Consider the following 13557-nt stretch of genomic DNA (forward strand, 5'->3'; position numbering starts at 1 on the left):
TGGCGGTCTCAGCTCGTCGCGTAGTGTCAGCACGTGCGCATCGTCGTATCGGGAACTCATGCCAGCGGCAAGAGCACGCTCATCGCCGACTTTGCGCGGCGGCATCCGGAGTACGCCGTCTTCGCCGACCCGTTCGAGCTCATCGACGAGTCGGACGATCGACCGGCGGCGGCGATGTTCGCCATCCAGTTGCGACTCGCGGCCGACCGGCTGATCGAAGCAGGGTCAGGCGAGAAGATCATCGCCGAGCGCGGTCCGCTCGACTTGTTGGCGTATCTGCTGGCACTGGATGAGCTTGGGCCCACGGCGCTCGACCGCTCGACGATCTCGAGCGCGGCTGACCGCACGCGACGAGCACTGGCGACGGTCGATCACCTCGTTGTGCTCCCGCTGACGGCTGCCCATCCGATCCACGTCGGCGACGACGAGGATGCCGCGCTGCGCGAGACCATGAACGACGTGCTGCTCGACCTTCTCGACGACTCTGACGTCATCCCGGCGAGGCTGACGGTGACGGAGGTCACGGGATCGCCCGCAGAGCGCCTCGCCACGATCGAGACACTGATCGCTGAGCCGCGGAGTTCCGAGCGGGCCTAAGCGGAGTCGCCCAGGCCGTCGAGGACGTCAGCCGACGGTACGAAGAACGTGGAGCCGGTGAGCGGCGTGGAGAAGTCGAGCAGTCGGTCGTGGAGTCCCGGAGGGTCACCGATGAACATCCGCTCCAGCATCTTCTCGATCACCCAGAGTCGTCGCGAGTACCCGATGAAGTAGGTGCCGAACTGGGTCGCCGGGCTGCCGAACGGCATGTTGTCGCGGAGGATGTCGTGCTCAACGCCGTCGTCGTCGACGATGGTCGCGAGGGTCTTGTGCGCCTTCTGGCCCGACTCCGCGTCGTCCAGTTCGACGCCGTCGAACTTGCGTCGCCCGATGACTGCTTCCTGCTGCTCTGCGGAGAGCGCGTTCCACCGGTCGAGCGGGTGCACGTACTTCTGCACGACGACGTAGCTTCCGCCGCGTCCGGCGGGGTCCTCGTCGCCGACGAGGGTGGACTCGGGCAGGTCGGCGCCCACCGGGTTGGCCGTGCCGTCAATGAAACCGAGCAGGTCGCGGATGTCGAAGTAGCGGAAGCCCTCGGTCTCGTCGACGACGACAGCGCTCGAGCCCAGAGCGTCGAGCAGCAGTCTCTCGAGCTCGAAGCACAGGTCGCGGCGGTTCGCGCGAATGTGGAAGAGCAGGTCACCCGGGGTGCTCGGAGCGCGATGCACCGCACCCTCGATGGGCCGGAAGGGGTGGAGTTCTGCCGGCATCGGGCGTCCGGTGAGCCCCGACCAGACACGCGCGCCGATGCCGACCGTGCAGGCGAGCGCGGCATCGAGGTCTCGGATGCCGACGGTCTTGAGCATTCCCGAGAGGTCGGCCAGGACGGAGCGCGCGGTGGCGACCGCGTCGGCGTCGTCGCCCACCGTCATGACCAGGAAGACCGCCGACGTCGTCAGCGGAGCATCGACGCTCTGGGGCGAAATGGGCACGCGGCGGTTATCACTCACGAGACCGAACCTAGCCCCGGACGACCTGCGCTGGGTGGTGCGGTCTGGGCCACCCACGTCGTCGCGGCGACCGTACGGCCAGTCGCAGGCGGAGGCGCAGAGCGAGCAGGGCAAAGCGGTCGCGGCGCGGACATATCTATGGCGGGTATTTGCCGTCCTGACTCACCCGACGGGTCTGGCGTCAATTCGCTATCGCATGTGCCGTTCATTGACCGATCTTCATGCAAGCATCTCTCCAAAAACGCGACCTGCGCCTGCACTGCGGCGACCTCCGGAAGCCGTCCGCCTTCGCGATAGCCATGGGCTGACAGCAAGCCACGCCGGTTCGCGTTGATAGGTTCAGTGTTGACGCCGGCATTGGGGTCACGGCGCCAATCGACGACGATTGCATCCAATGATGGGGAGCAAATGAGCAACACTACTGAGATCGCGGCGGACTGGTTCCCGGATCCCACAGGCCGTTACGAGCGACGCTATTGGAACGGTGCCGAGTGGACGGAGCACGTTTTCAGTGCCGGTTCTCAGAGCACCGACCCCATGCCGACGGCAACGCCAGCTGCGACCGAACCGGCTGTCAACGAAGCCCCCGCATCTCGCCGAAGCGGTCGCGAGTCCACGGCTAATCAGGGCACCGTCCCGGCGACGACGCCACCCCTGCAGCGCGCCTCGGTGAAAGCTGATACAAAGCCTCGCAAGGTCTCGTTCTTCGGGGCGAAGAAACAAGCCGAGTCCATGATGACAGAGAACGAACGCCTAGAAGCGCTCATCTCGCAGTATGGCCTCAACGACGTCAGCCATCTCGACGCGATCAAACGGGGTATTCACGACCAGATCGCCGCCGCCCAGCAGGAGCTTGCACGGGTCCAGGCTGAAGCACGTGCATGCGAGGCAGAAAGGTCACAGGTCCGAGACGACATCGTCAATCTTCGCGATATCGCGAACCTGCAAGAGTACGGCCTGTTCGACTTCGAGAACCCCGCTGAGTCCTCAGTCGCGCTCGCGACCGAACTCGAATCGGTGCGGTCCGAGATCAAGAGACTTGTGCGGGCCGGGGACGCGACCGTCGCGACATCGAACTTCACCTTCAACAACAGCGCAGCCAAGGGCCGGAAGTTCGTCAACGACATGTCCAAGCTGCTGCTCCGCGCGTACAACGCGGAAGCGGAGAACTGCATCAAGACTGTGCGCGCAGGAAACCTTGACGCCGCGCAGAAGCGCCTCACAACCGTGTCCACCCAAGTGGAGCGGCTGGGGACAATGATCGATCTCCGCATCACGTCGGGTTACCACCGGCTGCGGTTGAAGGAACTGGAACTCGCGAGCCGACACCTTCAGTCCCTGCAAGAGGAGAAGGAAATGGAACGCGCTCGACGCGACGAGCTGCGAGAGCAGAAGAAGGCAGAGCAAGAACTCGCGCGTGAGAAAGAACGTCTTCAGAAGGAACGCACGCACTACCTGAACGCCCTTGCCGCTCTTGAGGCAAACGGCGACCTAGAGGGCGCCGAGCGACTCCGGGCGAAGCTCGGCGATGTTGAGCACGCAATTGAAAATGTCGACTACCGCGCAGCCAACATCCGCGCTGGATACGTCTATGTGATCAGCAACATTGGCGCCTTCGGACCCGACGTAGTGAAGATCGGACTCACGCGACGACTCGATCCAATGGACCGAGTGAACGAACTCGGGGATGCATCGGTTCCGTTCCGATTCGACGTGCACGCGCTCTTCTTCGCAGACGACGCCGTCGCGGTCGAAGCGATGCTCCATAAGGAGTTCGCTGATCAGAGGCTCAACAAGGTAAACCTGAGGCGCGAGTACTTCAGAGCAACCCCGGAACAGGTCCTCAGCGCGCTCAGAGAGCACAACGTCGAGGTACTGGAGTTCGCGTTGGAACCCGCCGCGGCTGAGTACCGGAGCTCCATCGCTCCCCACGCCTAGACCGCCGCCCGATCCTTTTGTGGGCACCGCTCGAATGCGTGCTGTTCCGACCGACCTATGACTCACCCTGCTTCGCACTAATCATCTGCTCGAAGAAGCCCCGACGCAGGCAAGCGGATCCACACCAGAATCGCCGCGAAGTCACTATCCGGCGCCGAGATCGCAACGCCACTCGCGGGCGGTCGGGCTAGCGATCCGGCGGCTACTCGATCGACGCTTCATCAATCCGCTCCGCGATGCTCTGCAGAGCCGCAGCGATGTCGGTCGCGAGCTGATTGATCGCTTCGGCAGGCGACAGGCCAGCGATACCTGCAGCAGCCAACGTCTTCTCCCGACTGTCGCCCGCGAGATGTGCCACTCCTCCCGAAGAGCGGACCCGGTAGAGGTTCCTAAACGGTTGGACCACGGAAGCGTCACCGCCGAAGCTGCAAACCAGCGCCTCGAGTAGCGCGAGGGACTGGGTGTCTTCACTCTTGAGCCTCGCCTTGATGGGCTTCGAGTTGATCGCATCCACAAGAGCCTTGGCCAGCAGGAGGACAGGTTGGGCTAGCGCTCTCTCGCCACTGTGCACTGGCGGATGTAGCTTGTCGAACGCCACAGTGTCGCTCGCGTTCATCGGACGAAAGATTGGCCAACCGAGCTTTGAGCGGGCGATATCGTTCACCCTCCGGTATGAATCTCGAAGAGCGTCAAGCGGCTCTTGCTCACCCGCAAACTGCCCGAGGAAATCCCGCCGGAACCTGTCTCTGTCCATCCGTCCACGAGGTGGAATGTTGTGCGAACGCCAATGAGCACGCTCTTGAGGCGGCATGTCACGGCCGAGGTCTCCGAGATAGACGTCGACGTCGCCTGTTGAGGTTCGACCTATCGAAATGGACCACATATCGAGCGTTGATAAACGAGTGCTCGACACTTGGTAGCGGTCGGGATCATCCAGGTACCTGTCAAGCACCTTAGAGTCGAAATGCACCGGCGTCAGATAATGCGGAGCGTCCGGATTCTTGCCGAAGTAGTTGGAGACCTTTTCTGGATCACATGAGAAGTGGATCAGCTCGCCAGACTCGTCATCCACCCCGACAATGAACTCTTCATAGATCTCGTTGCCGTAGTCGAGCCAACTAGGAGTCGGACGTCCAGTGATCCCGGTCACCAGGTTCTTTCCTAACAGTCGGGACAGCGAATCGCGGCCCGGGATTGGCTGTTCGTGGACGGCTTGCCATTCGAACCTGCACCAGTCACTCTCATACTCGAGTTGGAGAAGGTCGAACTTCGGGGTGGACGCCCACAGGACATGGTCATGTTGCACCACCGCGAGCATTCCGCGCTGAGCGAGGTATCGGCGAAGCTCGAGGGCCCGGACCTCGACCGTGTAGTCGTCCCCGTCGAGAGTGGTGCGAATCAGAGGCTGATCGGCGCCCGCGCGATCGAGATAGAACCAGTCGTTGCCATCGCGGATCGCATCCCAAAACCACAAGAACGGTTGCGACATCTCGACCGTCGGAGGTCGAAGTCGGTGGTTGTGTTGGATTTGGCAGAAGAATTCCGCGTGCCCCTCGCCGACTGGTGCTGCGAGGCCGAGTTCAACTTCAGTGTCATTAACGATTCCGAAGTCTCCCAAAGCGAGTGGCGTCCACGTGGCCTCTGAGAGCACCGCGCTGCGCGCACTTGGGCTGATGATCAGGGTAGAGACACCATCCGAGTCATGGCCTCGATGCACGTATTGTTCGACGATCAACCAGCCAGTGGGAAACCGCTCGATACCTCGCATCGCGGATGTTGGCGCCAAGGCGGAGTGATGAAACTCCAGTGGCCCCCGCCACTCATCCGCGAGTGATCGGGAGCGAGACGTGTAACCGTCGATGTTGGGGATTGTCACATCAACCACTCTCGCGTGAACCTCTGACACTGCTTTGCAGGCGCGCCTCGTCGTGATCTGGACCATAGGCAGTCTTCGGCTGAACCAAGCGTGACTGCGGTCGGCGAACGAAACATTCGCGAACCATACCGCGCTGTTCACTCAACACGACGTCGCGAGTGTCAGCGCAGATGTTGGGCATGTAGGGCTCTTTGACGGAACTAATCGACACCGACTGTTTGCGTCTGCATGATTGTGGAGTGACGAACGACGCATCCAATGTATCCGCTGAAGGCCACTACCGCGCCGCCCTGCTTCGTGGCGGCCCTTTGAATGGGCAGATTGTCCCGGTGGAAGGGGACAGCATCCTTCACCAGCTAGAGCTGCCAGTTTCAGAAACCTTCGAGCAAGCGCTATACCAATCGGCCGGCACAGGCGAGAAGACGTCACTTTCGTATGTCCATCACTACGACCACATCGGCGGATCAATCCAGCTCGGCCCTCGGAACCCCTGAGCCGCGCCCTGCTGTCTCGCCGGCGTCGAGGCCGACGACCGGTTGAAATGAATGTGCTAGGTGCATTGACCTGGGTCGTTGTTGACGTGGCAGAGACCTCCGAGGTCGAGTTGGAGCTGTCTAGTTCTTCAGCTCGAAGACACGGAGGTCTCTCTTGTCTAACGCTAATGCCCGGCTGACTCCGGCTGGCAGGTTGATTATGGTTCAGCGCATCCAGTCGGGGCGCCCCGTCGCGCACATTGCGGCGGAGTTGGGGATTTCGCGCGCTACCGCGTGGCGGTTCGTCGTTCTGAGACGAAGAACGAAGCCCTTTGAAAGGCCTGATTCTCGGCTCATAGGTTGCTCAAATGCGGCCAAAAATGCGTGGTGCGCGGTCTGACAGTAGGGGAATTACCCGGTCAAACAAAAAACAGAGATGTGCCCCTGGAGGGATTCGAACCCCCGACCCGCTCCTTAGGACGGAGTGGCTCTTCCACTGAGCTACAGAGGCTGGCGCATCGATTCTAGCCGGGCGGCGCCTGCGCACCGGCCGCGGCGGCGCCGTCCAGCGCCCACCGTAGATACGGCGCGAGGTGCGCGGAGTAGGCGACGGTGAGGTGTGTCTGGTCGTAGCGGATCGGCAGCGTCCCCGCGAACGCCGGGCACACGTCCTGCCAGCACGTGAATGCCAGCGCGTCCACGACGCGATCACCAGACCCCGCCGCGGCGGCCGCCGTCGCCGTCTGCATGTCGCGCCACACCGGCGTGATGCTCGTCGCGCACGCGTACGGCGAGCCGACCCGCGTGTAGCAGTTGCCGAGCGGCGCGCCTTCCGGCGGCGCCTCAAGGTAGACGATGCGGCCCGGCATCCCGTACCGCGCCATCTCGGCCGCCTCCGCGGCGACCAGATCTGCCGCGCTCAGGTCGCGCCCGTCCGTCGTACGCCCCAGCGTGTACGCGTTCGAGACCAGCACCTGCTCGGGGTGGTCGGCGGCGATCATCGCGGCGACGTCGTTCTTGCGCTGCGCGCACGCCTGCATCACCGCGGGGTCGTCGTTCTGCACCAGCACGTCGGTGAACCGGCATCCGTAGAGCCCGACCGTCGTGACGCGGATGGCTCCCCCGCTCTGCTCGGCGAGCGCCTTGAGCGCTGGCGCATACGCCATCGCGGTCGAGTCGCCCACGAGGTACAGGTGCCGCGGAGCATCGGCGCTCCCCCACGTGCACGCGGCGGCATCCGGCAGCGGCGTCGGCGCGAAGCAGTCGTGCGCGGGATTGGCTCCCGACGACTGCGCCATCACCTCGTCGATCGACGGATGCAGATCGGGCCACGCGGTCGCCGAGACCGCCGCCGCGAGATCGGCCTGCAGCGCCGCCGTGGGATCTTCGATCGCGGGCGCCGCCTGGCCCGTTCCCCCGGCCGTCGGCGGCAAGGGACGCGGCTGCTGCACCTGCACGACGAGCACGACCAGCAACGCGGCGGCGACGAGACCGGCGGCAGCCAACGCGACCTGCGTGCGAAAACGCTCCCGCCATGCGGTCATCGGAGCCGCGATCGCCCCGGCCGCGCTGTCCGCCATCGCGACCGACGGCACCCGCGGCGCCTCCACCGGCGGTGGAGCACTCACAGGCTCAACGGGAACGACCTGCGGAACGGATGCCGCTGCCACCTCGACCGACTCCGCCGCCGCACTCTGGGCCGCCGTCCGCGGACTGCCTGGGAAGTAGCGCGTGCCCGGCTGCCACCCCGCGGGACGCCGCGTCGCAATCTCGGGCGCCCGCACGACCGGCACCGCAGGCGCGACCGCGGGCGGCGTGGGCGCCGCGGCATCCGATGCCTCGACCGCCGGCTCCTGGGGAGCGGCCGCAATCGCCGGCACCCGGCCGCCCAGGAACGGCGCGTAGCGCAGCGGTTGCTCGATGATCGCGTACGACGCGAACCCGACGACGGCGATGATCGCCAGGGTCAGCGGCAGCGACCACGGCGACGCGGGCAGCAGCGCGGCGGCGAACACGACCACTGGGAAATGCCACAGATACAGCGAGTACGACGCGTTGCCCACGACCACCGCGACCGGGTTCGTCCACAGGAACAGTGCCCGCGGCGGCGCGGTCACGCCGCCGGCCAGCGCGAGCGCGGTCGCGAGCGTCGGCGCCGCCGCCCACGGCCCCGGGAAGCCCACGGCGGTCATGTCGACGAGCACCAGCGACGCCACGATGCCCGCGACACCGATCCACGCGAGCAGCGCCCCGAGTGCCGCCGGAAGCCGACGCAGCAGCGGCACGCCTGCCGCGAGCAGCGCGCCCAGCGCGAACTCCCACGCGCGCGTCGCCGTCGAAAAGTACGCCACCGTCGGCGCCGACGACCCCTGCAGCAGCGCCCAGCCGAAGGATGCCGCGATCACGACGACCGCCCACCCGGCGGCGACCGCGGCCGCCGCCCGACCGCGGCGCGCCACGGCGGGAACGAACAGCAGCGACACGATCAGCAACCCCGGCCAGACGAGATAGAACTGCTCCTCGACCGACAGCGACCAGAAGTTCTGCAGCGGTGACACCGCGTCGCCGGCATGGAAGTAGTCGGTGCCCTGCTGTGTGAATCGCCAGTTCGACACCAGCAGCAACGCCGAGGCACCGTCCCACATCACCTGCTCCGCCCGCGCCCGACCGAACAGAGCGAACGCGGCCCCGACCACGGCACCGACCGCGACGAGCGCCGCCGGCAGCAGCCGACGGGCACGCCGCGCGTAGAACCGCGACAGGCGGATGCGTCCCGATTCCTGCTGCTCGCGCAGCAGCATTCCGGTGATTACGAACCCCGAGATGACGAAGAACACGTCGACACCGGCAAAGCCTCCTCGCGGCCAGCCGGCCGCGTGCGCGCCGATGACGGCCAGCACGGCGAGCGCGCGCAGACCTTGGATATCGCGACGAAGTGGCACGGGAACGCAGTCGTTCTCAAGGGGAAGGAAGAGGTCGACTCCAGCCTACGGGAGCGCTCTCACCCCCAGATCATCCGGGGGTCGCCCGACGCTCGCCGCCCCCGCGACTCCGGGCGTGTTTTATAGGCTGGCAGGCGTCGCCCGGCGACAGACGATCGAGGAAGAAGGACCTATGCACGCCTCCACACCCCCCACAACGCGACCGCGCTTCCTCGTGCCCGGCATCGCGATCGCGGCGATCATCGTCGCCGTCTGCGTGATCGTGGGGTTGGCCGTCGTCTGGAATTCCAACGGCACGCAGGATGCCGCGGGCACGACCCCCGCCGCCTCAGCGGAGCCCACCCCGACGCCGACGTCCTCGGCATCCGCACCATCGACCGCGAGCACCGACTACCGCGAGCTCTGCGATGCCAACGGAGCCGCGGCGCAGGCGAAGCAGGGCACCGTCGCCGACGACCTCGCCGCCACGCGTCGCCAGTCGGCGGCGATCCGCGCGCTGCTTCCGATGACCGGCGTGCCCGCCGAGGTCGCCGCGGGCGCCGAGGTGTTCGCCGCGTCGACCGATGAGCTCATCGGCGTGCTCGAGGGACTCCCTCCGCAGACGCAGATCGCCGACGTGCCGGTCGAGACCTTCACCAACACGCAGGCGATGCAGGCGGTCGGCAGCGACCCGAACTATCAGGCGTTCATCGGGTGGACGATCGAGACCTGCGGTCTCGCGCTCGCCGGCTGACCGTCGGCCGCGTCAGCGGCGATCTGCCGGATTCACCACGATCGAACGCCGACCGACGGCGAACCAGACGATGGGCCCCATCAGCGGGAACATCAGCGTGACGAGAATCCAGAGCGTCTTCTCCAGGCTCGTCGCCGCCGACGACGCGATGCTGACCACCGCACCGACGAACAGCGCGATGCCCGCAAGTACCACGATCAAGATCAGGACGTGCCAGCCGGAGAACTCCATGCCACCAGCATGGCCCGGCGGTCGTCACCGCGCGAGGTCGGCGGCGACATCCACCAGCGCAGCCCGTACACGGCGCACGGCCGCGCGTGCCAGCGCGTCGGGGCGGGCCAGCACGTCCACGTGACGGTTGAGGGTGACCCCGGCCAGCGGTCGCAGCACCATGCCGTCGGTCGCCAGGGAGCGCGCCGTGAACCTCGGCATGACGGCGATCGCCGCCCCGGCGCGGACGATCTGCGCGGCAACGAAGAACTCGTTCACCCGGTGGGCGATGACCGGCGGCTCTCCGCTCAGCGCAGCGATCGCCTGCAGCACGCCGGTGAGCGGAAAGCCCTCGTGCGTCGAGATCCACGTCTGTCCGCGGAGGGCCGCGGGATCGATCCGATCGGCGGATGCCAGGGGGTGCGCCGCCGGCAGCGCGACGTCCAGCGGTTCGACGAACAGCGGCGTCACCACCATCCGCTCCCGCGGCCAGTCCGGGTCGTGGGCCAGCCGGTGCGCGATGACGAGGTCGTGCGCGGCCACGAGTCCGGGAAACTCCTCGCGCGCGACGTCCTCGTCGGTCAGGGCGACGGGTACGCCGTCGAGCGCGGCCAACAGGGGGCCGAACAGCGCGACGCCCGCACTGTGGAACGCCGACACGCGCACCGGCGCGGCATCGTGGGCGAGGAACGCTCCGACGCTCTCTCGGGCGAGCACGAGCGCCTCGTCGACGCGAGCGCCGGCCGCCGCGAGCGCGCGCCCGGCATCGGTCAGCACCAGCCGACGACCCTGCTTCACGGTGAGCGGCACGGGAACGTCCGCCTGCAGGATCGCCAGTTGCTGAGACACCGCCGATGCGCTCACGTGCAGCGCCGCCGCGACCGCCGAGACGCTGCCGCGATCATCCAACTCGCGCAGCAGGCGCAGGCGCATCGGATCCATAAGCAATCTCTAACACATCGATGAAGACATTGCCCGATGCTCTTCACGACCGTGGCTGTCACGCTGGGCGCATGACCCGCCGCTCCGACCTGCTCGTCGACCTCGCCCTCCTCGCGGTCGCCGCCGTCTGGGGGGCGAGCTTCCTCGTCGCGAAGGACCTCATCGCCCTCACGGGCGTCGCCTCGGCCAACGCCCTGCGGTTCCTTGTCGCCGCCGCCGGCGCCGGCATCCTGTGCGCCCTCACCCGGCAGCGCCTCCCCCGCGGGCGCGGCCTCGTCATCGCCGTGGCCCTGGGCGGCACGCAGGCGGCGGTCATCGGGCTGGAGACCTGGGGCGTGAGCCTCACCTCCGCGACCAATGCGGGCCTGCTCATCAGCCTGGCCCTCGTCATGACGCCGGCGCTGGAGGGCATCGCGTCACGCGTGTGGCTGCCGCGGTCGTACTTCATCGCCGCCGTGGCCGCCGTCGTCGGCGTCGCGCTGCTGGTCTCGGGCGACGGCATCCACCTGCCGACCGCGGGCGACGTGCTCGTCATCGCCGCCGCGGTCGTGCGCGCGGTGCACGTCACCGCCAGCGGACACCTGACCCGCGGGCGGCGCGACAGCTCGCTCGGGGTGGTCGTCGTGCAGCTGATGGTCGGCAGCGTCGTGTTCTCGGCGATCGCGGGGCCCGCCCTGCCGGTCGCGGTCTCCCGCCTGGATGCCGCGGCCCTCGCCGACGTGCTGTTCCTCGGACTGCTCTGCTCGGTGTTCGCCTTCGCGGTGCAGCTCTGGGCGGTGCGGCGCACGTCGGCCGCACGCGCGAGCATCCTCATGGGCACCGAACCCGTCTGGGCGCTCGTGGTCGGCGTGGCCATCGGCGGCGAGGCGATCGGGCCTGTCGGCGTCGCGGGGGCGGCACTCATCGTCGGCGCGAGCTACGCCGGGCAGGCGATCGAGCGCCGTCACCGCCTGGCCCGACCTGCGACGGAGCAGGCCGCGTCAGTGGAACAGGCGCCGCCACACGTTCGTGTCGGCGAGGTCGATCAGCTCGTCGCCGCGCCCCGACAGCACGGTGCGCAGCGCCCAGAGTGAGAACCCCTTCGCCTGGGCGAGCGTGATCGACGGCGGCATCGCCAGCTCCTGACGCGCCGTGACGACGTCGACCAGCACCGGCCCGTCGGTCGCGAGCGCCTGCGCGATCGCTCCGCGCAGCTCGCTGCCCTTCTCCACCCGGATGCCGGTGATGCCCATCGCCTCGGCGATCGCGGCGAAGCTCGGATTGTCGAGCCCCGTGCCGAAGTTGACGATGCCCGCCGCTTTCATCTCCAGCTCGACGAAGTTGAGCGACGAGTTGTTGAACACGACGATCTTCACGGGCAGGTCGTTCTGGCGGATCGACAGCAGATCGCCGAGGAGCATCGCCAGCCCGCCGTCGCCGGCGAGCGCGATCACCTGCCGCGACCGGTCGACGCCCTGCACCCCGAGCGCCTGCGGCATCGCGTTGGCCATCGATCCGTGCGCGAACGAGCCGATCAGCCGGCGCGTGCCGTTCATGTGCAGATAGCGGGCGGCCCAGATCACGGGGCTTCCGACGTCGGCGGTGAACACGGCATCCGCGTCGGCGAGCTCGTCCAGCACGCGCGCGACGTACTCCGGCCGCACCGGAGCCTTGCCGTCGTCGACGGCCAGGTCGTCGAGCCGCTCGCGCGTCGTGCGGTAGTGGGCGACGCTGTCGTCCAGATGCTTCGACGAGCGGTCGCCCTGCAGCAGCGGCAGCAGCGCGTTCGCGGTCTCTTTCACACCGCCGACCAATCCCACGTCGATGGGCGTCCGCCGCCCCAGCTGCTCGCCGCGGATGTCGACCTGGATCACCGTCGCCTTCGAGGGGAAGAACTGACGGTACGGAAAATCGGTGCCGAGCATGAGCAGGGTGTCGCACGACTCCATCGCCTTGTACCCCGACGAGAAGCCCAGCAGCCCCGTCATGCCCACGTCGTAGGGGTTGTCCCACTCGATGTGCTCCTTGCCGCGCAGGGCGTGCACGATCGGCGCCTGCAGCGTCTCGGCGAGGGCGAGCACCTCGTCATGCGCGCCCGCGACGCCCGACCCGGCGAGGATCGTCACCTTCTTGGCGTCGTTGAGCGCGGTCGCGGCGGCGGCCAGAGCGGATGCCGAGGGCAGCACCGTCGAGCCGGCCGCCCGGATCGGGGCCGTCGGCCGCCGGTCGGGCGCGTCGGCGAAGAACACGTCGCCGGGCACGACGACGACCGCGACGCCGCGCTTCTCGACCGCGGTGCGCATGGCGATCTCCAGCACCCAGGGCAGCTGGGCCGGGTCGCTCACCAGCTCGGTGTAGACGCTGCACTCGCGGAAGAGCTCCTGGGGGTGCGTCTCCTGGAAGTAGGTGCTGCCGATCTCGGCCGACGGGATGTGCGAGGCGATCGCCAGCAGCGGCACGCGGTTGCGGTTGGCGTCGAACAGACCGTTGATGAAGTGCAGGTTGCCGGGGCCGCACGAGCCCGCGACGACGGCGAGCTCGCCCGTCAGCTCGGCCTCGGCACCGGCGGCGAAGGCGGCGGCCTCCTCGTGCCGCATGTGCATCCAGCGGATCGCATCGTCGCCGCCGTCGCGTCGCAGCGCATCGGTGAAAGCGTTGAGCGAGTCGCCGGGAAGACCCCAGATGCGGGTGACGCCGGCGCGCTTGAGGGTGTCGATGAAGAAGTCTGCAACGTTCGCCATGCCCCCGACGCTACGCCGCTTGTCCGCGTCACGGGGTTGGACGATCGTCGAGTCCTGTTCCGTCCCGCGCACCCCCCGGTCGTTGAGCGAGGGCCACCGGCCCGAGTCGAAACGCCGATGCCGGAAAAACCCACCCCCGGTCGTTGAGCGAGGGCCACCGGCCCGAGTCGAAACGC

The 13557-nt window shown here is 67.3% G+C and carries 11 protein-coding genes, 1 tRNA gene and 1 pseudogene; 6 read left to right on the top strand and 7 right to left on the bottom strand.

What is annotated here, in order from left to right; translation table 11 throughout:
* Nucleotides 1-33: 33 nt before the first annotated feature.
* Nucleotides 34-597 (top strand): AAA family ATPase, encoded by a 564-nt coding sequence (locus tag ACT53O_RS10335; protein WP_347417492.1) that lies wholly within the window; start codon nt 34-36, stop codon nt 595-597.
* Here the strand turns inward: ACT53O_RS10335 and ACT53O_RS10340 are convergent.
* On the bottom strand, nt 594-1547 hold the full coding sequence (locus ACT53O_RS10340) for a Dyp-type peroxidase (protein WP_347417493.1): 954 nt from the start codon (nt 1545-1547) through the stop codon (nt 594-596). The two genes, ACT53O_RS10335 and ACT53O_RS10340, sit on opposite strands and share 4 nt — an antisense overlap.
* Nucleotides 1548-1955: 408 nt before the next feature.
* Between ACT53O_RS10340 and ACT53O_RS10345 the strand changes: the two genes are divergently transcribed.
* Complete coding sequence (locus ACT53O_RS10345) at nt 1956-3485, top strand: SNIPE associated domain-containing protein (RefSeq protein WP_347417494.1); 1530 nt, start codon at nt 1956-1958, stop codon at nt 3483-3485.
* A 202-nt stretch (nt 3486-3687) separates the two neighbouring features.
* Here the strand turns inward: ACT53O_RS10345 and ACT53O_RS10350 are convergent, their stop codons facing one another.
* Nucleotides 3688-5361, bottom strand: a complete 1674-nt coding sequence (locus ACT53O_RS10350; protein ID WP_347417495.1) for a hypothetical protein — start codon at nt 5359-5361, stop codon at nt 3688-3690.
* 239 nt (nt 5362-5600) lie between these two features.
* On the opposite strand from ACT53O_RS10350, the gene ACT53O_RS10355 reads away from it, so the two are divergent.
* Entirely contained in the window at nt 5601-5855 is a 255-nt protein-coding gene (locus ACT53O_RS10355; RefSeq protein ID WP_347417496.1) for a hypothetical protein, read from the top strand.
* Between the two features lie 154 nt (nt 5856-6009).
* Nucleotides 6010-6136: pseudogene (locus ACT53O_RS10360) on the top strand (helix-turn-helix domain-containing protein); the annotation flags it as partial.
* 137 nt (nt 6137-6273) lie between these two features.
* On the opposite strand, the gene ACT53O_RS10365 reads toward ACT53O_RS10360, so the two are convergent.
* A tRNA-Arg gene (locus tag ACT53O_RS10365) sits at nt 6274-6345 on the bottom strand.
* A gap of 13 nt (nt 6346-6358) precedes the next feature.
* Complete coding sequence (locus ACT53O_RS10370; protein WP_476152253.1) at nt 6359-8776, bottom strand: acyltransferase family protein; 2418 nt, start codon at nt 8774-8776, stop codon at nt 6359-6361.
* Nucleotides 8777-8948: 172 nt separating this feature from the next.
* Here ACT53O_RS10370 and ACT53O_RS10375 point away from each other — a divergent pair, with 172 nt between their 5' ends.
* Complete coding sequence (locus tag ACT53O_RS10375; RefSeq protein ID WP_476152255.1) at nt 8949-9509, top strand: hypothetical protein; 561 nt, start codon at nt 8949-8951, stop codon at nt 9507-9509.
* A gap of 12 nt (nt 9510-9521) precedes the next feature.
* On the opposite strand, the gene ACT53O_RS10380 is transcribed toward ACT53O_RS10375, so the two are convergent.
* The gene (locus ACT53O_RS10380; protein ID WP_036317189.1) at nt 9522-9740 is read right to left on the bottom strand and encodes a PLDc N-terminal domain-containing protein; all 219 of its coding nucleotides are present in this window, start codon (nt 9738-9740) and stop codon (nt 9522-9524) included.
* Nucleotides 9741-9764: 24 nt separating this feature from the next.
* Nucleotides 9765-10661, bottom strand: coding sequence for a LysR family transcriptional regulator (locus ACT53O_RS10385; protein ID WP_135950033.1), 897 nt, complete (start codon nt 10659-10661; stop codon nt 9765-9767).
* Nucleotides 10662-10732: 71 nt separating this feature from the next.
* On the opposite strand from ACT53O_RS10385, the gene ACT53O_RS10390 reads away from it, so the two are divergent.
* Nucleotides 10733-11734, top strand: a complete 1002-nt coding sequence (locus ACT53O_RS10390; protein ID WP_135950032.1) for a DMT family transporter — start codon at nt 10733-10735, stop codon at nt 11732-11734.
* On the opposite strand, the gene poxB is transcribed toward ACT53O_RS10390, so the two are convergent.
* A complete protein-coding gene (gene poxB, locus ACT53O_RS10395) occupies nt 11642-13381 on the bottom strand; it encodes a ubiquinone-dependent pyruvate dehydrogenase (protein ID WP_135950031.1) in 1740 nt (579 codons plus the stop codon). The genes ACT53O_RS10390 and poxB overlap by 93 nt on opposite strands.
* Between the last annotated feature and the right edge of the window lie 176 nt (nt 13382-13557).

It is taken from the genome of Microbacterium sp. DMC48, assembly GCF_056313825.1.